The 17229-nt window shown below is 63.8% G+C and carries 19 protein-coding genes and 1 tRNA gene; 3 read left to right on the forward strand and 17 right to left on the reverse strand.

The window, feature by feature from the left end:
- Nucleotides 1-143: 143 nt before the first annotated feature.
- Together I1M21_RS07575 and I1M21_RS07580 are read right to left on the reverse strand one after the other, a co-directional pair.
- Entirely contained in the window at nt 144-518 is a 375-nt protein-coding gene (locus I1M21_RS07575; protein WP_117799843.1) for a VOC family protein, read from the reverse strand.
- Between the two features lie 11 nt (nt 519-529).
- A complete protein-coding gene (locus I1M21_RS07580) occupies nt 530-817 on the reverse strand; it encodes a PTS sugar transporter subunit IIB (protein WP_055252380.1) in 288 nt (95 codons plus the stop codon).
- Between the two features lie 163 nt (nt 818-980).
- On the opposite strand from I1M21_RS07580, the gene I1M21_RS07585 reads away from it, so the two are divergent.
- Nucleotides 981-1604 (forward strand): hypothetical protein, encoded by a 624-nt coding sequence (locus tag I1M21_RS07585; RefSeq protein WP_195193094.1) that lies wholly within the window; start codon nt 981-983, stop codon nt 1602-1604.
- A gap of 31 nt (nt 1605-1635) precedes the next feature.
- A tRNA-Leu gene (locus I1M21_RS07590) sits at nt 1636-1720 on the forward strand.
- 345 nt (nt 1721-2065) lie between these two features.
- Here the strand turns inward: I1M21_RS07590 and I1M21_RS07595 are convergent.
- The 6 genes from I1M21_RS07595 to larC2 all read right to left on the reverse strand — a co-directional run bounded on the left by I1M21_RS07595 (nt 2066) and on the right by larC2 (nt 7465).
- Nucleotides 2066-3067, reverse strand: coding sequence for a Ppx/GppA phosphatase family protein (locus I1M21_RS07595; protein WP_195193095.1), 1002 nt, complete (start codon nt 3065-3067; stop codon nt 2066-2068).
- Nucleotides 3068-3087: 20 nt separating this feature from the next.
- On the reverse strand, nt 3088-3849 hold the full coding sequence (locus I1M21_RS09850; RefSeq protein ID WP_229025687.1) for a hypothetical protein: 762 nt from the start codon (nt 3847-3849) through the stop codon (nt 3088-3090).
- A gap of 186 nt (nt 3850-4035) precedes the next feature.
- Nucleotides 4036-5325, reverse strand: coding sequence for a phosphopyruvate hydratase (gene eno, locus I1M21_RS07605; RefSeq protein WP_195193096.1), 1290 nt, complete (start codon nt 5323-5325; stop codon nt 4036-4038).
- Between the two features lie 189 nt (nt 5326-5514).
- Nucleotides 5515-6375: a nucleoside triphosphate pyrophosphohydrolase gene (gene mazG, locus I1M21_RS07610; RefSeq protein WP_195193097.1), complete on the reverse strand. Its 861-nt coding sequence runs from the start codon at nt 6373-6375 to the stop codon at nt 5515-5517.
- A gap of 2 nt (nt 6376-6377) precedes the next feature.
- On the reverse strand, nt 6378-6926 hold the full coding sequence (yfcE, locus tag I1M21_RS07615) for a phosphodiesterase (protein ID WP_195193098.1): 549 nt from the start codon (nt 6924-6926) through the stop codon (nt 6378-6380).
- A 53-nt stretch (nt 6927-6979) separates the two neighbouring features.
- Nucleotides 6980-7465 (reverse strand): nickel pincer cofactor biosynthesis protein LarC2, encoded by a 486-nt coding sequence (gene larC2 / locus I1M21_RS07620; RefSeq protein ID WP_229025688.1) that lies wholly within the window; start codon nt 7463-7465, stop codon nt 6980-6982.
- A 340-nt stretch (nt 7466-7805) separates the two neighbouring features.
- On the opposite strand from larC2, the gene I1M21_RS07625 reads away from it, so the two are divergent.
- Entirely contained in the window at nt 7806-8717 is a 912-nt protein-coding gene (locus I1M21_RS07625) for a PHP domain-containing protein (RefSeq protein ID WP_229025689.1), read from the forward strand.
- 116 nt (nt 8718-8833) lie between these two features.
- Here I1M21_RS07625 and hisE read toward each other — a convergent pair whose 3' ends face one another.
- The 9 genes from hisE to hisG all read right to left on the reverse strand — a co-directional run bounded on the left by hisE (nt 8834) and on the right by hisG (nt 16889).
- A complete protein-coding gene (gene hisE, locus I1M21_RS07630) occupies nt 8834-9151 on the reverse strand; it encodes a phosphoribosyl-ATP diphosphatase (protein ID WP_195193100.1) in 318 nt (105 codons plus the stop codon).
- 45 nt (nt 9152-9196) lie between these two features.
- Nucleotides 9197-9526, reverse strand: a complete 330-nt coding sequence (hisI, locus tag I1M21_RS07635; RefSeq protein WP_006235892.1) for a phosphoribosyl-AMP cyclohydrolase — start codon at nt 9524-9526, stop codon at nt 9197-9199.
- 142 nt (nt 9527-9668) lie between these two features.
- Entirely contained in the window at nt 9669-10451 is a 783-nt protein-coding gene (hisF, locus tag I1M21_RS07640; RefSeq protein WP_195193101.1) for an imidazole glycerol phosphate synthase subunit HisF, read from the reverse strand.
- Nucleotides 10452-10454: 3 nt separating this feature from the next.
- On the reverse strand, nt 10455-11198 hold the full coding sequence (locus I1M21_RS07645) for a 1-(5-phosphoribosyl)-5-[(5-phosphoribosylamino)methylideneamino]imidazole-4-carboxamide isomerase (RefSeq protein WP_195193102.1): 744 nt from the start codon (nt 11196-11198) through the stop codon (nt 10455-10457).
- Complete coding sequence (locus tag I1M21_RS07650) at nt 11195-11896, reverse strand: imidazole glycerol phosphate synthase subunit HisH (RefSeq protein WP_195193103.1); 702 nt, start codon at nt 11894-11896, stop codon at nt 11195-11197. Before I1M21_RS07650 ends, I1M21_RS07645 begins: the two co-directional genes overlap by 4 nt.
- A 45-nt stretch (nt 11897-11941) precedes the next feature.
- On the reverse strand, nt 11942-12529 hold the full coding sequence (gene hisB, locus I1M21_RS07655; RefSeq protein ID WP_195193104.1) for an imidazoleglycerol-phosphate dehydratase HisB: 588 nt from the start codon (nt 12527-12529) through the stop codon (nt 11942-11944).
- Nucleotides 12530-13645, reverse strand: coding sequence for a histidinol-phosphate transaminase (gene hisC / locus I1M21_RS07660; protein ID WP_195193105.1), 1116 nt, complete (start codon nt 13643-13645; stop codon nt 12530-12532).
- A gap of 1 nt (nt 13646) precedes the next feature.
- Nucleotides 13647-15068: a histidinol dehydrogenase gene (gene hisD / locus I1M21_RS07665; protein WP_195193106.1), complete on the reverse strand. Its 1422-nt coding sequence runs from the start codon at nt 15066-15068 to the stop codon at nt 13647-13649.
- 105 nt (nt 15069-15173) lie between these two features.
- On the reverse strand, nt 15174-16889 hold the full coding sequence (hisG, locus tag I1M21_RS07670) for an ATP phosphoribosyltransferase (protein WP_195193107.1): 1716 nt from the start codon (nt 16887-16889) through the stop codon (nt 15174-15176).
- Between the last annotated feature and the right edge of the window lie 340 nt (nt 16890-17229).

Consider the following 17229-nt stretch of genomic DNA (forward strand, 5'->3'; position numbering starts at 1 on the left):
TGGCTTTGTAAAGCCGTTTGTCTCCACCCGCGTAGCGGGTGGTTTAAAGCTGGCCGCTGCGCGGCCAGCAGACTAAAGTCTTGAAATAAAGGGATAGGGCCACGCGGCCCTATCCCTTTTTGCTAGCTATGGCAGCTTGTGCGCTACTCGCGGCACAGGTGCACGGCGAAACCGGCGAACTCGCGCTTAAAGTACACGAGCTTGGTGCCGCCGTCGGGCAGCAGCACGCGCGACTCCTCGTTGACCTCGAGCCCGCGCTCGGCAAACCACTTCTCGGCCGCATCGATGTCGTTGACGGCAAAGCCAATGTGGCCCTTGGCGCCACGACCATTCTGCTTCATGACCTCGACCAGCGAATCGTTAAAGTACGAAACCGGGGTCTCGATAACGGGCAGGCCCATCATCGTCGAGAACAGCTCCGCGATCTCCAAGGCATCTGCCGGGTCGGTGGCGTTAATGCCCACATGGGCAACGCGCATACCAAAGAGCTCTACCGGGTTGGCGTTCTGCTCACTCATGCGGTCAGCGCCTACTGAGCCATAACGTCAAGGACGGCCTTCTCGGCGGCAACGCGGTTCATGCCGGTCATGAAGGGCACGCCACTCACGTACGGGCAGGTGAGGCCCTCGGGGGCAACGGTGGTGGCAATCAGCAGGTCGGCGCCCTCGTCGCAAGCGTCCTTGGCCTCGGAGATGGCGCACTGCACGATCTCATACTTGCCGGCATAACCGTTGGCGTCGAGCATGGTGGCGACCTTCTGGGCAACGAGCGTGGAAGTAGCAGCGCCAGCACCGCAAGCCAAAACGATCTTCTTCATAGGTAATATCTCCCTTCATGGTTTACTTTAGGTAAGTGTACCGCAGCGAGCGATGGCACTCAGCCTCGATGAGCTTTTATGCTAGTTTGCTTGCGCGCTGCGTATAATACATCTAGTACGTGTTGTCATACCGCTTGTTTTACGAGCGACTAAGGACCCTAATATGCCCGATTCCCGCACACTCTGGACCGCCGTCGTTATCATCTGCATCGCCGTGTCGGTGTTCTTTAGCGTCAAAAAACGCACCACGTTTAAACGCCTGCAGCAGTTGATGGCTGCCAAGCAGTGGGACGAGTTCGATCGTTTGCTCGACGCCAAACTCACCAGCATGCTGTACCCGCGCTATAACCGCGACTACCTGCGCCTGAACTCCTATCTGCTGCGTGAGGACCACGAGCGCGCCAGCGAGATGTTCGACCTGCTGCTGGGGCTCAACCTCCCCAAGATGCAGCGTGTCGACCTGGTGATTAAGGCCTTTAACTACTATGTTGGCCAGGAGGACCGCAAAAAGTCCAAGGAGCTGCTGCACGAGATCAAGGGCTTTGAGGGCGGTCAGGCCGAGGCAGTCGCGCACGAATGCCAACTGATGTACGACACGATGATCCTCAAGCGCCACAACGATATTCCCGAGCTGGAGCGCATGCTCGAGGACGTCGGCGACGACCCGGTCAAGCGCTGCCGCTTGGAGTACCTGCTGGCCCTACAGTACAAGAACAAAGGCGACGAGGCCAAGTTTGCCGAGTACTTGGAAAAGTCGGGCCGGCACTCGATGGCCGTCAACGCGTAACGGGCGGCTTGTGCTAGACTTCTAGTCTCACGGGGGCGTGGCGGAATTGGCATACGCAGGAGACTTAAAATCTCTCGCCGCAAGGATTGTGGGTTCGAGTCCCACCGCCCCTACCATGTATTGCTTACGAGCCCGTGTCCCCAAGGGATGCGGGCTCGCTTCTTTTGGACGCCGGTGGGACTCGGACCCGCGAGGGGGCGAGCGTCAAGCGGACGCGCAGCGTCCGCAGCGAGCCGGCGAGGGCGCCGGCAGGCGGCCGAAGCCGGTGCGGATTTGCGCAGCAAATACGCGGACGTCCCACCGCCCCTACCATTTGGCTTTTACGAGCCCGTATCCCCAAGGGATGCGGGCTCGTTTCTTTTACACGCCGGCGGGGCTCTAAGTTGCGGTGGAATAGATCCTGTTTATACCGTTTACCAGCTTATTTAGGAACTATTTCACCACAACTCAGAGGAAGACGGTTAAAGAGCACTCAGGCTCGGGGTCCAGGCGATGGTGGGAGTCGCGCCGTCGAGAACCTCGTTGATGGTGGCGGCCATGCCGGCGAGTAGGCTGTTCTCGCTTACGGTGAGCGTCTTGTAGCCGCCGGCACGCATGAGCTCGCGGATCACCACGGCGCCGGCCAGAATCACGCCCGCGCGCTTGGGCTGCACGCCCGGCAACGCGGCAATGCCGGCAACATCCAGCGTGGACATGCGCTCGATAGCGGCCGAAATCTGCTCCATCGAAAGCTCGCGCAGATGCACAAAGTTCGAGTCGTACGGCTCCAGTTCGTGGACCAGCGCCACGAGCGTGGTGACGGTACCGCCCACCGCGACCAGGCGCTCTGCACGCTCAAAGTCGCTGGGCAGGCCCTCAAAATAGGCGGAGAACTGCTCGCCCGCCCACGCGGCGGCAGCCGCAAGCTCGTTCGTCGACGGCGGCAGCGCCGAGAAAAACCGCTCCGTCACGCGACGGCAACCGATGTCCAGTGAGCGCGTTCCCTCCAGCGCAAAGACCCCGCGCTCAGGCGCATAGACGCCCGTCGCGAGCTCCGTGGAGCCACCGCCCGAATCGGCGACGATGATGCGCTCGCCAGCAAAGTCGTGCGCCACGCCAAAAAACGTCAGGCGCGCCTCGACCTCGCCCGGAATCACCTGCGGTTCGAGCCCCAGATCGCGCAGACCGTCCAGCAGCAGCGCGGCATTGGACGCATCGCGCGCGGCACTCGTGCAGGTGGTGCAGACGCACGCGGCCCCAAAGGTACGGGCTTCGTCCACAAACATGCGGCACGCAGCGAGCACGCGCTCAACGGCCGCCTCGCAAAAGCGCCCCGTCGCGTCCACGCCCTCGCCCAAGTCGGTGATCTCGGTATGCTTGGACGATTCCACGATCGCCCCGGCCTCGACCTGCGCCAACACCAGTCGCGACGACACCGTTCCCAGGTCGATCGCGGCTACCTTATAGCGTTTGCAATTTGTCATTGCGGGCTCCCCTCCGGGCGCTATTTGCCGTTGGACACGACCGTCTGGCCCTCGACGCCGTTAAACCCAAACAGCATGTCGAGCGCTTGGATGTACCACGGCGCGTCCTTACCGACTTCTTCGATTTCCTTGGCCACCTCGCTGGCCTTCTTGGCATTCGACGACTTCTGGCTCGACGAGGCATCCGAATCGCCGTCCAGGCCCTGCACTTCAATCCTCTTCTCGCCGGGCATCACCAAGCCCAGGTCCTCGGATGCCGCATCCTTAATACCCTCCTCCGAGAGCAGCTTGTCGACGCTTTTTTGCAGTCCATCATTGTATTGCTGGCGAATCTCGACCTGCTTGGCCAAGATATCGCTCGAACGCTTTGCCACGTACAGGTCGCGCACGGGGAAATACAGGCTCACGAGCACCAGGGCAACGACGATGCCGATGAATAGCCCTCGCTGAGGACCGTGGGTAAAGTCGTAGATCGCCTTGACCACCGCGTTGTCGTTGGCGTAGTGCATAAAGTCCGAGCCCGAAAAACGGTTCGAGGGCCTGCTCGACCTATCGTGCGTTTGAGCCGACGAGCGCTGAGCATGCGACGAACGTGCCGGGCGCACTGGTCCATCTGTCGAAGTATTCACTTGAGCATTGGGGCGCGAGGTACTTGTCGGGCGCTGCATGGAGCGGTCGGCGCCGGCGTAGGCGGACCCACCGAGCTGCACCGTGCGCGCACGGCGAGGCGACGGCTCACGCGAACCGGCGGAATAGTACCTGTTGTCGTAAATCTGATCCATGTGCGCCTTGTGCGGTTGAGGTTTGTTTGCGCTAAGTATTCTAGTTATAGCACGAGCGCCCGCACCGCCTTCGCCAGCCTTTGCTCGACATAAAAAAGGCGCTGAGCCATATGGCCCAGCGCCCAATGGCGGCCATCAGAAGTGGAGCGGAGCCGAGTCAACCCCGCCCCCGCGACCTCCGCGTGCCTAGCGAATGTTGTAGAACGCGGCCTTGCCGGCGTAGCGCGCGCTGCCCTCGAGCTCGTCCTCGATGCGGATGAGCTGGTTGTACTTGGCGATACGGTCGCTGCGGCACGGGGCGCCCGACTTGATCTGGCCGGCGTTGACGCCCACGACCAAGTCGGCGATCGTGGAATCCTCGGTCTCGCCGGAGCGGTGGCTCACGATGCAGGCGTAACCGGCCTCCTTGGCGGTCTCGATGGCCTCGAGCGACTCGGTGAGCGTACCGATCTGGTTGACCTTGACCAGGATCGCGTTGGCGGCGCCCAGCTCAATACCCTTCTTGAGGCGCTCGGTGTTGGTGACGAACAGGTCGTCGCCTACGAGCTGCACCTTATTGCCAATGCGGCGGGTAAGCTCGACCCAGCCGTCCCAGTCCTCCTCGGCCATGCCGTCCTCGATGGAGATGATGGGATAGGTGTCGACGAGCTTCTCCCAGTAATCAACCATCTGGGCACTCGTGTACTCCACGCCCTCACCCTTGAGCTCGTACATGCCGGTCTCGGCGTTGTAGAACTCGGTCGAGGCCGGGTCCATGGCGTACATGAAGTCGACGCCAGGCTTAAAGCCGGCCTTCTCCACGGCCTTGGTGATGTACTCAAACGGTTCGGCATTGGTCTTGAGGTTGGGTGCGAAGCCGCCCTCGTCGCCCACGCCGCCGCCCAGGCCGGCCTCGTGCAGCACGCCCTTGAGGGTGTGGTAGACCTCGGCGCACCAACGCAGGCCCTCGGCAAAGCTCGGGGCGCCCACCGGCATGATCATGAACTCCTGGAAGTCGACGTTATTATCGGCATGCACGCCGCCGTTGAGAATGTTCATCATAGGTGTGGGCAGCAGGTGGGCGTTGACGCCACCCAGGTACTGGTACAGCGACAGGCCCGCCGACTCGGCAGCGGCGCGGGCAACGGCCAGCGACACGCCCAGGATGGCGTTGGCACCGAGCTTGGTCTTGTTGGGGGTACCGTCCGCAGCAATCAGTGCGTCATCGACGGCGCGCTGGTCGAAGGCGTCGAGGCCCACGACGGCGTTAGCGCACTCGTTGTTGACGTGCTCGACGGCCTGCGAAACGCCCTTGCCCAGGTAGCGGCCCTTGTCGCCATCGCGCAACTCGCAGGCCTCAAAGGCGCCGGTCGAAGCACCCGAAGGCACCATTGCGCGGCCAAAGCTGCCGTCCTCGAGCACGACCTCGACCTCGACGGTGGGATTGCCGCGGCTGTCGAGCACCTCGCGACCATAGACGTCCAAAATATCGCTCATGTTGTCTCCCTCTCACTTGGAAACGTAGTGGATGCAAGCGACCGGCTGACCGTGCACCGTCGGTGCGCCTCCGTAAGTTAGCCATGTCGCACTTTTTGCATTATGCCCTAAGTTAGCCGAGGGATACACTTGATTTTCGAAAAATTTAGCGGGAACGATAAGGCATGTCAGCCCGTCGTTCCCGCAGTCTTACTCCTCCGCCTTTGCGGCATCCCACAGGTCGTTGAGGCCGTGAGTCGAAAGCTCGGCAAGATCCACGTGAGCATCGGCCGCCATCTGCTCCATCGCGGCCCAGCGACGGCGGAACTTTGCCGTGCTGGCGCGCAGAGCGCTCTCGGCGTCGATTCCCTCCTTGCGCGCAACGTTGACCAGGGCAAAGAGCAGGTCGCCGAACTCCATCTCGCGCTCGGGCGAGCCGGGAGCCTCGGCCTCAAACTCGGCGCGCTCCTCGGCGACCTCGTCCCACACGTCCTGAACCGTCTCCCACTCAAAACCCACGGCAGCCGCCTTGCGCGACACCTTCTGGGCTTGCATCAGCGCCGGCAGATGCGTGGGCACACCGTCGAGCAGGCCCTCGGGCGCAGCCTCGCCCGCCGCCACGGCCTTGTCCTTGGCGGCCTTCTCGGCAAGCTTGACCTCGTCCCAAATCTTGAGCACTTCATCGGAGCTGTCGGCATCCACATCGCCAAACACGTGCGGATGACGGCGGATGAGCTTGGCGTCGATATCTCGCGCCACGTCGGCCAGTGTAAACTCGCCGGCGTCAGCAGCAATCTGCGCATGCAGCACGACCTGCATGAGCACGTCGCCCAGCTCCTCGCGTAGGTGAACCGCGTCGTCCGCCTCGATGCAGTCGAGCGCCTCGTAGGCCTCCTCGATCATGTTCTTGCCAATGCTGCGGTGCGTCTGCTCACGGTCCCACGGGCAGCCATCGGGCTGACGCAGACGCCAGATGGTCTGCACCAGATGCTGCAGCTCGGTCGACGCGTCTACCAGCGTGGACAGATCGCGCGAGCCCTCGGCATTTTGCTGAGCCATGTGCTGCGCCATGGCTACTCCTCCTCCATGACCACGTGGCGGAACGCGCCGCCCTCGTAGATGCCGTAGCTGTGCGAGCCGTCCTTGGGGATGCTCACGCTACCGGGGTTGAAGAGCCACAGGCCCGGGTGCGCGGTGCTTTCCTCGTTGACCTTGATGTGCGTATGGCCGTAGACGAGCGCGGAGCCCTCGGGCAGCGCGGGCGCGTGGTCGACGCTGTTGTGCATGCCGGCGCCAAAGACGTGGCCGTGCGTCAGGAACAGCTCACGGCCGGTTTCGTCAAACAGCGTGGCGTAGTCGGCCATGACGGGGAAGTCGAGGACCATCTGGTCGACCTCGGCGTCGCAGTTGCCGCGCACGGCGATGATGCGGTCGGCTAGGGCGTTGAGCAGCAGAATCACGCGCTTGGGAGCATAGTCGCGCGGCAGGTCGTTGCGCGGACCGTGGTAGAGCAGGTCGCCCAGCAGAACGATGCGGTCGGGCTGCTCGGACTCGATGGCGGTGACCAGGCGCTCGGTCCAGTATGCCGAGCCGTGGATGTCGGAGGCGATGAGGTATTTCATGGTGGTCCTTTCGGTGGGGTTAATAGGATTGGTGTGGCGCGTCGCCGACCGTGTCACTCAAATTGCAGAGCCGCGGCTTGTGCTGCCTGCATCACGCGCTGGAGCGGCACATTGTGCTCACGGGCAAGGCGAGCGCAGTCCTCGTACTCGGGCGCTGCACGCTCGCTGCCGTCGGGCAGGGTGGCCACCTTGACGGACACCTCGCCCCATGGCGTCGTCACCTGCTCAAAGCGGCGTGGCAGGCAAACGCGTTCCATAACCTGGCGACGAATGCCGTTGGTCGTGGTTTCCAAAAAGATGATCGTCTGCAGGCGCTCGATATCCTCGTGGGCGCAGATTACCTGCAGCTGCCAGCCGGGACGGCCTTTCTTGCAGTAGAGGGGCAGCCAGTGCACCTCGCGCGCACCCGCCTCGCGCAGGCGGTCGGCGGCGTAGGCAAGCACCTCGGGCGATGCATCGTCGATGTCGCACTCCAGCTTGACGATGGTTTCGGGCGCATCGGTCTCGCGGGACAGCGGGGATGTGCTATCGCATTGCATACGGTCCGGATCCTTTCCGCGCGGGCTCATTTTGTTCATCCAAACGCTAGCACATCGCGGGCGGCGCAGGGGCGGCGTCATGGGATAGGTGCGACTTTTGCTGGGTGCAAGTGCTGGCGCGCTCCAACGCCGGCCCGCTCCATTCAAACGTGTACGTCAGCCTCCAAACATGTCATTTATTGCAGCTTTTGGAGGCTGATGTACATGTTTTGAGAGCACAAGCGAGGCCGCACCGCGCGCCGCGCAGCCTTTCCAATCGATTTCGACCCCCCGCGTGCCCGGCGTGTTGAGAGCTGCGCCATTACAATGGAGCGGATTCGCCAAATGCAAAGGAGTCTCCATGTCCGCATGTCCGCTGGTCGATTGCCATACCCACACCTCGTTTTCGGACGGGCATGCCTCGTTTGAGGAGAACGTCCGCGCTGCCGCGGCTGCCGGATGTCAGGTCATGGTCTCGACCGACCACCTCACCCTGCCCGCCAGTATGGACGCCAGCTGCGAGGTGCAGGTTGTCGAGGGCGACCTGCCGGCACATCGCCTGGCATTTGAGGACGCCCGCAAGCTCGCCGCGCAAATCGCGCCGGAGCTCACCTTTATCTACGGTTTTGAATGCGATTGGTACGAAGGCTGCGAGCCCTTGGTTGAGCGCTGGTCCGATGGCGCCGTGGTGCGCCTGGGCAGCGTACATTGGATCGGCGACCCCGGCGATATCATGGCCGGGGCCGCAGGCACGGCGGGAACGGAAAATGTCGCTCGCCCCGATACGCCAGATTCGCTCTGTGGCTGGATCGACGACGACACCAACCTGCACGTCTGGGAAAATCTGAGCGTGCGCGGCGTATGGGAGCGCTATGTCGACGACTGGTGCCACGCCTGCGAGAGCTCGCTCAACTTTGACGTGATGGCCCATCCCGACCTAGTTATGCGTTTTTCGAAGGAGGGCTTCGCGCCCGACTTTGACCCCACGCCGCTCTGGGAGCAGATGGCCGAGTGCGCCCACGACACGGGTCGCCGCGTTGAGGTTTCGACCGCCGCGCCGCGCAAGGGCCTCGACGATTACTATCCCGCGACCGGTCTGTTGCGTTGCTTCGCCCACGCCGAGGTGCCGATCACTTTTGGCTCGGACGCGCACCGCGCCTGCGATATCTGCTGGAACATCCGCGAAGCCCAGGCCCACGCCTACGAATGTGGCTACCGCACCTTCGACATCCCCCACCCCACCGGCGAATGGGAATCCACGCCCCTCTTCTAACCCATCCCCTTCATCAGTTGCGGTGAAATAGGGACCGTTTTGCCTGATGAAGCGTTTAAACAGTCCCTATTTCACCGCAACTTCCATGGGGCCAGGGTAGCTAATTTGGGTTTGCCTTAGTGGCGGCGGGCGTTGAGTTCGCCGGCCAGCTCGTCGAGGGTGATGCCATAGCGCTCGAGCGTTACGAGCAGGTGGTAGATCAGGTCGCCGGCCTCGTAGCGAATGTGGTCGTGGTCGTTGTCCTTGCAGGCCATGATGACCTCGCTCGCCTCCTCGGCAAGCTTCTTGAGCAGCTCGTCCTCGACGTCGGTCAGCAGACGCGCGGTATAGCTCTCCTGCGGCGATGCATCACGACGACCGCGAATCACCTCGGCCAGACCTGTCAGCGTCTCACCGATATTTCCATCCTGAACGTTTGCGGTGCGCACACCCATGGTTCAATCCTTTCTGGTGGCCGAGCGTCTAATCGAGCGCCCGTCCTACGCGAGTTTCTTAAAGAAGCAGGTACGGTTGCCGGTGTGGCAGGCCGGGCCCGGCGAGTCGACCTTGACCAGCAGCGTATCGCTATCGCAGTCGGCCCAGAGCTCCTTGACCTCCTGCATATTGCCGCTCGTCGCGCCCTTGTTCCAGAGCTCCTGGCGACTACGGCTCCAAAACCACGTGGTACCGGTCTTGAGCGTCAGCCCCACCGATTCCTCATTCATCCAGGCAACCATAAGCACCTCGCCAGTGTCATACTGCTGAACCACACAAGGAATCAGCCCCTTGGCGTCGTACTTAAGATCCGCTGGAGTAGTAATTTCTCTCATTTCAATTCCCCAAATTCAAACATCGCAGGTCGGCGAGGGTTGTCCAGGTGCCGCAGGTTGCCGCGAAAGAGGAGCGACGCGTACCTTGGTACGCGAGCGACGGTTTGAGCGGCAAGATGCGGTGCCTGGGCAAGCCGCAGCATTAGAAGTCCAACCTGACAGGGATTCCTTGGCTGGCCATGTACTCTTTGACCTGGCGAATGCTGAAGGTTCCAAAGTGAAAGACACTTGCTGCCAGCACGGCGTCGGCCTCACCCTCAATCACACCCTCGGCAAAATGCTCGAGCGTACCCACGCCGCCGCTCGCGATGACGGGAATCGGCACCGCGCGCACCACGGCGCGGGTGAGCGCCAGGTCAAAGCCGGCCTTGGTGCCGTCGCGATCCATACTGGTCAGTAGGATTTCGCCGGCGCCGCGACGAGCCGCTTCCTCGGCCCACGCCACCGCATCGATACCCGTGGCGTTGCGACCGCCCGTCGTGAAGACCTCCCACCTATCGGCACCCGGCTCGCCGGGCAGGCCCACACGCTTGGCATCAATCGCCACGACCACGGCCTGGCTGCCAAACGCCGCGGCAGCCTGGCTAATCAACGATGGGTCGCGCACGGCCGCCGAGTTGAGCGACACCTTGTCGGCACCGGCGGCAACCATGGTGCGCATGCCCGCCAGGTCACGAAATCCGCCGCCCACGGTATAGGGAATGGCAAGCTCCTCGGCCGCATGCGCCGCCATCTCGATGGTCGTCGCGCGGTTATCGCTCGTGGCGGTAATGTCCAAAAATACGACCTCGTCCGCACCTTCGCGGTCGTAGGCGCGCGCCAGCTCCACCGGATCGCCCGCATCGCGCAAGCTCACAAAGTTGACGCCCTTGACCACACGGCCGTCCTTGACGTCCAGGCAGGGAATCACACGTTTGGTAAGCATGGACTACTCCTCCCCTCGGGCGGCGGCCAGCGCCTGTACCAGCGTAAAGTTGCCCTCGTAGAGCGCACGGCCGGTAATGGCACCCTCAACAGCATCCTCACCCACCGCAGCCAGCGCGCGAATGTCGTCGAGCGTAGAGATGCCGCCCGAAGCCACGACAGGAAAGCCCGCGACCTTGGCAACATGGCGATACGCCGCCACATCGATGCCCGTCTGCATGCCATCGCGCGCGATGTCGGTATACACCAGATGCTTAAAGCCCAGCTCGGTGAGCTGTGCCACGGCATCGTCGAGTGCCACGCCCGCGCCGTCGCGCCAGCCGTTCACCTTGACCTGGCCGTCGCGCGCGGCGATGTCTGCCACCAACAGCTCGCCAAAGCCTTGGGCCGCCACCTCGGCAAAACCCGGCTCGGTCACGAGCACCGTGCCTAGTGCGATGCGGCGCGCACCGTAGCCGGCCAACTCGTCGATGCGCGCGAGCGAGCGAACGCCGCCGCCCACGTCCACGGACAGACCGTCGACGCCGCAGATGGCCTTGATCGCCGCCGAGTTGGCAGCGCATGCGTTCTCGTCCTCGCCAAAGGCAGAAGACAGGTCTACGACGTGCACCCAGCTCGCGCCCTGCTCGGCAAACGAGCGGGCGACTGCCACGGGGTCGTCGGAATATACCTTGCAGCGGCTGCGGTCGCCGCGCTCCAGGCGCACGACCTTGCCGCCGATCAGATCGATTGCGGGAAACAGGATCATCGGCCGGCCTCCTCGACGATGTTGACGAAGTTCTTAAGGATGCGCTGACCCAGCGCTGAGGATTTCTCGGGATGGAACTGGCAGCCCCACACGTTGCCGTGACGCACGATGCACGGGAAGCTCCGCGTATAGTGCGTGCGCGCCAGCACATCGGCGGCATCAGCGTCGTCGGCCACCGCGTAGCTGTGGGTGAAATACATGTTGGCACCCTCGGCAAAACCAGCAAGCAGCGGATCGGCCGCGCCGGCGGGCGTCATGTGCACCTGGTCCCAGCCCACGTGCGGCACCTTCAGGCGGCTCGACTCCAAGCGCGTGCACGAACCGCGCATAATACCCAGGCCATCGATCCAGGGACCGTCAGCCCGCTCGGAGGCGTTGCCGTCCGCGGCAACACCCTCGTCCGCAGGCACGCCCTCGTTGCCGCGCTCAAAAAATAGCTGAAGGCCCAGGCAGATGCCGAGCAGCGGAGTTCCGGCGGCGACGGCATCGAGCACCGCGTCCGCCTCGCCGCTCTGGCGCATAAAGGCGATCGCGTCATAGAACGCGCCCACGCCCGGGATGACCAGGCCGTCGGCGCGGCGGATCTGCTCCGGGTCGTCCGACGTACAGGCGGCGGCACCGGCGCGCGCAAGCCCGCGCGCAACGCTCGACAAGTTGCCCTTGTGGTAGTCGACCACCACGATCTTCGGTTCGCCCACGCGACCCTCCCTTTTCCCATTCAAAACCTGTCCCTTTTTGGCAGGTTACAGTGAACCCTTGGTGCTGGGGATGCCCTGCACGCGGGGATCGAGCTCGCAGGCGTGACGCATCGTGCGGCCCACGGCCTTAAAGGCGGCCTCGATAATGTGATGCGAGTTGCCGCCCGCCAGCTCGCGCACGTGCAGCGTGAGCTTGGCGTCGCGCGCAAAGGCATAGAAGAACTCGACGGCCAGCTCGGTATCGAAGCTGCCCACGCGCTCGGACGGCACGGGCAGCTCGCAGTAGGCCTGGCCGCGACCCGAAATGTCCACGGCGGCCATCACGAGCGTCTCGTCCATGGCGATCGCCGCATCGGCAAAGCGCGTAATACCCGCTTTGTCGCCCAGCGCCCGGCAAAACGCCTCGCCCAGCACAATGCCCGTATCCTCGACGGTGTGGTGTGCGTCGACCTCCACGTCGCCCACCGCGCGCACCGTCAGATCAAACAGGCCATGGCGGCCGAAGGCGTTGAGCATGTGGTCGAAAAACGGCACGCCGGTCGAGATATCGCACACGCCGCTCCCGTCCAGGTCGAGCTTGACGACAATATCGGTCTCCCCCGTCTTGCGGGTCACCTCGGCATAACGGCCCATCTACATCTCCTCCTTCACCAGCGCGGCAAACGCAGCCAGCACCTCGTCGTTTTCCTGCGGGGTACCCACGGTAATGCGTAGGCAGTCCGCGAGTCCCGGCGCGTAGCTAAAGTCGCGCACCAAAATCGAATACCCGTCGCGCAGGCGCTCGCGCACGCGCGTGGCATGCGGCGTGCGCACGAGCACAAAGTTCGCCGCGCTCGGCCACGCCTCCACGGTCAGACCCTCGGCAGCCATTGCGCGCAGGGCGCACAGCTCGCGCTCGCGCTCGGATGCAACCTGTGCCACCACGGGCGCGTACGCATCGCGGGCACGCACGCAGGCAAGCGCGGCGACCTGGCTCAGCACGTTAACCGAGTAGATTTGGCGAATCGCCGCGAACACGTCGATGACCTCGGGCGCCGCGATCACATAGCCCAGACGCGTACCGGCGGCGCCGAACGCCTTGGACAGCGTGTGCAGAATCACCAGGTTGGGATGCTCGGCGATAAGCCCCTGCGCCGTGGTAGCCGCGCCAAACGAATCGTCGGCAAACTCAACGTAGGCCTCGTCGACCATGACCATGCCGGGGCACGCATCGCACAGGGCCGCGACAAAGTCGAGCGGTGCCACGTCGCCCGTGGGGTTGTTGGGCGAAGTCACGATGGCCAGGTTGCACTCAGGCGCCGCTGCAAGCACCGCCGCTTGGTCGAGTTCAAAGGTCGCCGGGTCGCGCCACACATCGCGCACCTCAGTCTGACAAAGCGACGCAAAGAACGCATACTCACTAAAGCACGGCGGGCAGTTGAGCAGGGTCCGTCCCGCGCCGCCAAACGCCAGCAGGTAGTTATAGAGCAGCTCGTCGCCGCCGTTTCCCACGCAAATATTCTCACGCGCCACGCCATGCCAGGCAGCAAGCTCATCGCGCAGGTCGTTGGACATGGGATCGGGATAGCGGTTGAGCGGCGTGGCAGCCAAAGCCGCGTCGATTGCCTCGCGCACGCCGACCGGCACGGGATAGGTGTTCTCGTTGGCCGAAAGATTGATGCGCGTGGGCGTAAAGTTGGGATCGTAGGGCTCAATACCGGCCAAGTAGGGCTGGACGAGCTCCTTCATGCGCGGCGTGAGTTCGGCCATGTTAAGCCTCCTCGCTGGTCGCGCCAGCGGAAGTCAGGTCCACGCCCTCGGCGACCGTCGCGGTCGTATCACCCGGCCAGGCGACCTTGGTCAGGTCGGCCGCGGCCAGAGACTCGGCACTCACGGCATCCTCGCCCTGCTCCAGCACACGGCGACGCAGAGCGGCAGAGAGCGCGTGTGCCCACAGGCCCTCGGCCTCGGCCAGGCGCTGCGTAGCGGGAGCATCGGAGAGCAGGCCTTCGGGCGTATAGCAAATGACACTCGAGCGCTTAACGAACTCTTCGACCGAAAGCGGGTTGGAGAACATGGCCGTGCCGCCGGTCGGCAGCGTGTGGTTGGGGCCGGCAACATAATCGCCGAGCGGCTCGGAGCTCCAAGCGCCCACAAAGATGGCGCCGGCGTTGCGAATGCCGCCAAGCAGGCCCATCGCATCCTTGCAGTGCAGCTCCAGGTGCTCGGGCGCCACGGTGTTCACGGCCTCGACGGCGGCAGCCATATCGGCGGCCACCACGATGGTGCCTTCGTTGTCGAGCGAAGCGCGCGTGATCTCGGCACGCGGCGACTGCGCCACCAGGATGTCGATGCCAGCCTCGACCTCGCGCGCAAACTGCTCGTCGCAAGTCACCAGATAGCATGCTGCCAGCGGATCGTGCTCGGCCTGGGCCATCAGGTCTGCCGCGACCACCATAGGCTTGGCCGTGGCATCGGCCAGCACGCAGACCTCGGACGGGCCAGCGACCATGTCGATTCCCACATCGCCCGAGACAATCTGCTTAGCCGCGGCGACAAAGGCGTTACCCGGTCCGGTGATTTTGTCGACGCGCGGAATGGTCTCGGTACCATACGCAAGTGCGGCCACGGCCTGAGCGCCGCCCACCATATAGATCTCGTCCACGCCGCCGAGCTTTGCCGCGGCGAGCGTGTAGGGACTGATCAGGCCGTCTTTTTGCGGCGGGGTCACCATAACCACGCGCTTGACGCCGGCGACCTTGGCGGGAATGGCGTTCATGAGCACGGTGGAGGGATATTGCGCGCGGCCGCCCGGTACATAGATGCCGGCCGCCGCGAGCGGGGTCACCTTAACGCCGAGCATCGTGCCGTCCACACGCGTGGTAAACCAGCTCTGCTCGACCTCGCGCTGGTGGAACTCGCGAATCTGGCGCGCAGCTTTCTCCAACGCGGCGACAAAGGCCGGGTCGAGGCCTTCGAGCGCGGCATCGATCTGCTCCTGCGGCAAGCGGAAGCTCTGCAGCTCAACGCCGTCAAAACGCTGACAGTAATCGCGCACCGCGGCATCCCCGTTGGCACGCACGTTGGCCACGATATCGCGGGCGGCGTCGATGATGTTTTGCGGCAGCACGCCCTTGCGGTTGAGCTGGTTGGTAACGAGGCGCTCACCGGGAGCGAGCTTGATGGTCTTCATATCGGTATCCCCTATCGGTCGAGGTTGTGTTCGAAAAACGAGAGGCCGGGCGGCGGCGCCAATCGGCCCGCAGCCCGTACGTTGGGGCGCCCGTGCGCGCTCGCGCTATTGTGCCGAGCCCGCGACGGGCTCAAAATGCTTGTCCTTAACGGCCGCGGCCAAGCGATCGGCCAAGTTGCGTACGCGCGGATCCAGGCGCGCGGCACCTGGGTTGACGAAGAAGCGGGCCGTGCAGTCCATGATGCGGCCGGTGATGACCAGGTCGTTGTCGCGCAGGGTGGCGCCCGTGGCGGTAATGTCCACGATGCGGTCGGTCATGCCGACGATGGGTCCCAGCTCGATATTGCCGTGCAGCGAAACGATATCGGCATTCACGCCGCGCTCGGCATACCAGGCGCTCGCGATGCGCGGGTACTTGGTGGCCACACGAAGCGACCCGCGGCGGGCGTAGTTGCGCTCGGCCTGGCCAGCGCGCCACGCGGGCTCTGCCTCGATAAACGTGCACAGGCCGTAGCCCAGGTCGACCAGCTGCAGCAGGTTGAGGTCGGCCTCGATGAGCGAGTCCCAACCGCAGATACCGCAATCGGCACCGCCGCAGCCCACAAAGGCGGGTGCGTCGCTGGGACGCACGATGACAAACTCGATATCTCCGACCGTGCCCTCGCCGGCACGTGTGTCGTGACCGCGCACGATCAGGTGACGGCCGGGGTCGCGCAGCTCAGAGACGTCCAGGCCCGCGGCCTCGAGCACGTCGAGCGTGTCAGCCTTAAGCGAGCCCTTGGGCACGGCGATGCGCAGCGGGCCCTCAGCGCCACGGCCCGCGGCGTGATCGCCGTCGGAAGCGGCATCCTCGGCCGAGGTGCGCGCGGCCTCCAGGCGCTCGAGCGAAAAGGCGAAGCCCGCCGCCGGCACCTCGATACCGTCGCCAAATGCGCCGGTAAAGATGGAGTCATAGCGTCCGCCCGAACCGACCGGATCGGGCAGTCTGCCGGCATAAGCCTTAAAGACCAGGCCCGTGTAGTAATCGAAAGAGTTCATGATAGAGAAGTCGAACGACAGCACCTGGGCGTCCTCGGGTGCCAGGCCCTCAACCAGGGCACGCAGCTCGCGCGTCAGCGGCGCGACGATACCGGCGGCCTCCAGCAGCGCGTCCACGCGGTCGAGTACCTCGGCACCGCCGTGCAGACGCGGCAGCTCGCTAATGGCGGCCTTGACGGCATCGGACTCGGTGCTTGCCGCCACGCGGGCATCGAGGCCCACAAAGTCGTTGGCGTGCACGCAGCGCAGGGCCTCGGCGGCCAGCTCGCGATCCTCGCACGCCGCGAGCAGTTCCTTAAACGGACGCACGCTACCTGCGATAATGCGTGCATCGGGCAGCGCCAGCTTGCGCACCGCCTCGGCCACGAGCGAGACAATCTCGACATCGCCCGCGGTATCGCCCGCACCGATAAGCTCAAAGCCCAGCTGTGTAAACTGGCGCGAGCCGCCGGCATTGCGCTGGCACTCGCGAACCACCGGCGCCTCGTAGCGCAGGCGCAGCGGCAGGTCGGCCGCGCGCATGCGAGTCGAAACCAGGCGAACGATCGGCAGCGTGTTGTCGGGACGGACCACCAGCAGGCGACCGTCGTCATCAAAGAGCTTAAACGGCGTATCCGCAATGCGGCCGCCTTCCTCGAGCGAACCCTTGTCCTCGAGTAGCGGCGTCTCGACCGGCAGGTAATGATGCTCCCTAAAGCAGCCCTTCACCGTCAGCGCGATCTCCTCGCGCGCCTGAGCCTCCTCGGGCAATATGTCCCGGAATCCCCACGGTGTGGCCGTCATCTGGTGAGCCTCCTCATGCTGTGTTTCATATAGAACAGAAGACCGGCATAGCTCCGCCGGTCTTCTGGGTACTTTAGCATACTAGAGTGTTTGCGGGAAGAATCGTCCTCCTCGGCTCACACCGTATTCATTTGGAAACATAGGGCAAGCGGTTAGCAGCAGTCTCTTGTCACAACGCAAAAAGGGCGCCCGCGCAATTGCGGACGCCCTTGTGCAGGGTCGAGATATCAACCAGCCAAGATATCGGACCCGTGACCAGCTCTTAGTAGTCGAACTGGTGGTAGTAGCGGCGGTACTTGAGGTTGTGCTTGGTGACCAGCTCGTAGTTGCGCGCGAGGCG

This window comes from Collinsella aerofaciens (genome assembly GCF_015546965.1).
Lineage (GTDB): Bacteria > Actinomycetota > Coriobacteriia > Coriobacteriales > Coriobacteriaceae > Collinsella > Collinsella aerofaciens_X.

Bases quoted from the DNA above. Each gene is read 5' to 3' on its own strand.
- I1M21_RS07575 (WP_117799843.1), bottom strand. From the start codon at position 518: ATGAGTGAGCAGAACGCCAACCCGGTAGAGCTCTTTGGTATGCGCGTT.
- I1M21_RS07580 (WP_055252380.1), bottom strand. From the start codon at position 817: ATGAAGAAGATCGTTTTGGCTTGCGGTGCTGGCGCTGCTACTTCCACG.
- I1M21_RS07585 (WP_195193094.1), top strand. From the start codon at position 981: ATGCCCGATTCCCGCACACTCTGGACCGCCGTCGTTATCATCTGCATC.
- I1M21_RS07595 (WP_195193095.1), bottom strand. From the start codon at position 3,067: ATGACAAATTGCAAACGCTATAAGGTAGCCGCGATCGACCTGGGAACG.
- I1M21_RS09850 (WP_229025687.1), bottom strand. From the start codon at position 3,849: ATGGATCAGATTTACGACAACAGGTACTATTCCGCCGGTTCGCGTGAG.
- eno (WP_195193096.1), bottom strand. From the start codon at position 5,325: ATGAGCGATATTTTGGACGTCTATGGTCGCGAGGTGCTCGACAGCCGC.
- mazG (WP_195193097.1), bottom strand. From the start codon at position 6,375: ATGGCGCAGCACATGGCTCAGCAAAATGCCGAGGGCTCGCGCGATCTG.
- yfcE (WP_195193098.1), bottom strand. From the start codon at position 6,926: ATGAAATACCTCATCGCCTCCGACATCCACGGCTCGGCATACTGGACC.
- larC2 (WP_229025688.1), bottom strand. From the start codon at position 7,465: ATGCAATGCGATAGCACATCCCCGCTGTCCCGCGAGACCGATGCGCCC.
- I1M21_RS07625 (WP_229025689.1), top strand. From the start codon at position 7,806: ATGTCCGCATGTCCGCTGGTCGATTGCCATACCCACACCTCGTTTTCG.
- hisE (WP_195193100.1), bottom strand. From the start codon at position 9,151: ATGGGTGTGCGCACCGCAAACGTTCAGGATGGAAATATCGGTGAGACG.
- hisI (WP_006235892.1), bottom strand. From the start codon at position 9,526: ATGAGAGAAATTACTACTCCAGCGGATCTTAAGTACGACGCCAAGGGG.
- hisF (WP_195193101.1), bottom strand. From the start codon at position 10,451: ATGCTTACCAAACGTGTGATTCCCTGCCTGGACGTCAAGGACGGCCGT.
- I1M21_RS07645 (WP_195193102.1), bottom strand. From the start codon at position 11,198: ATGATCCTGTTTCCCGCAATCGATCTGATCGGCGGCAAGGTCGTGCGC.
- hisB (WP_195193104.1), bottom strand. From the start codon at position 12,529: ATGGGCCGTTATGCCGAGGTGACCCGCAAGACGGGGGAGACCGATATT.
- hisC (WP_195193105.1), bottom strand. From the start codon at position 13,645: ATGGCCGAACTCACGCCGCGCATGAAGGAGCTCGTCCAGCCCTACTTG.
- hisD (WP_195193106.1), bottom strand. From the start codon at position 15,068: ATGAAGACCATCAAGCTCGCTCCCGGTGAGCGCCTCGTTACCAACCAG.
- hisG (WP_195193107.1), bottom strand. From the start codon at position 16,889: ATGACGGCCACACCGTGGGGATTCCGGGACATATTGCCCGAGGAGGCT.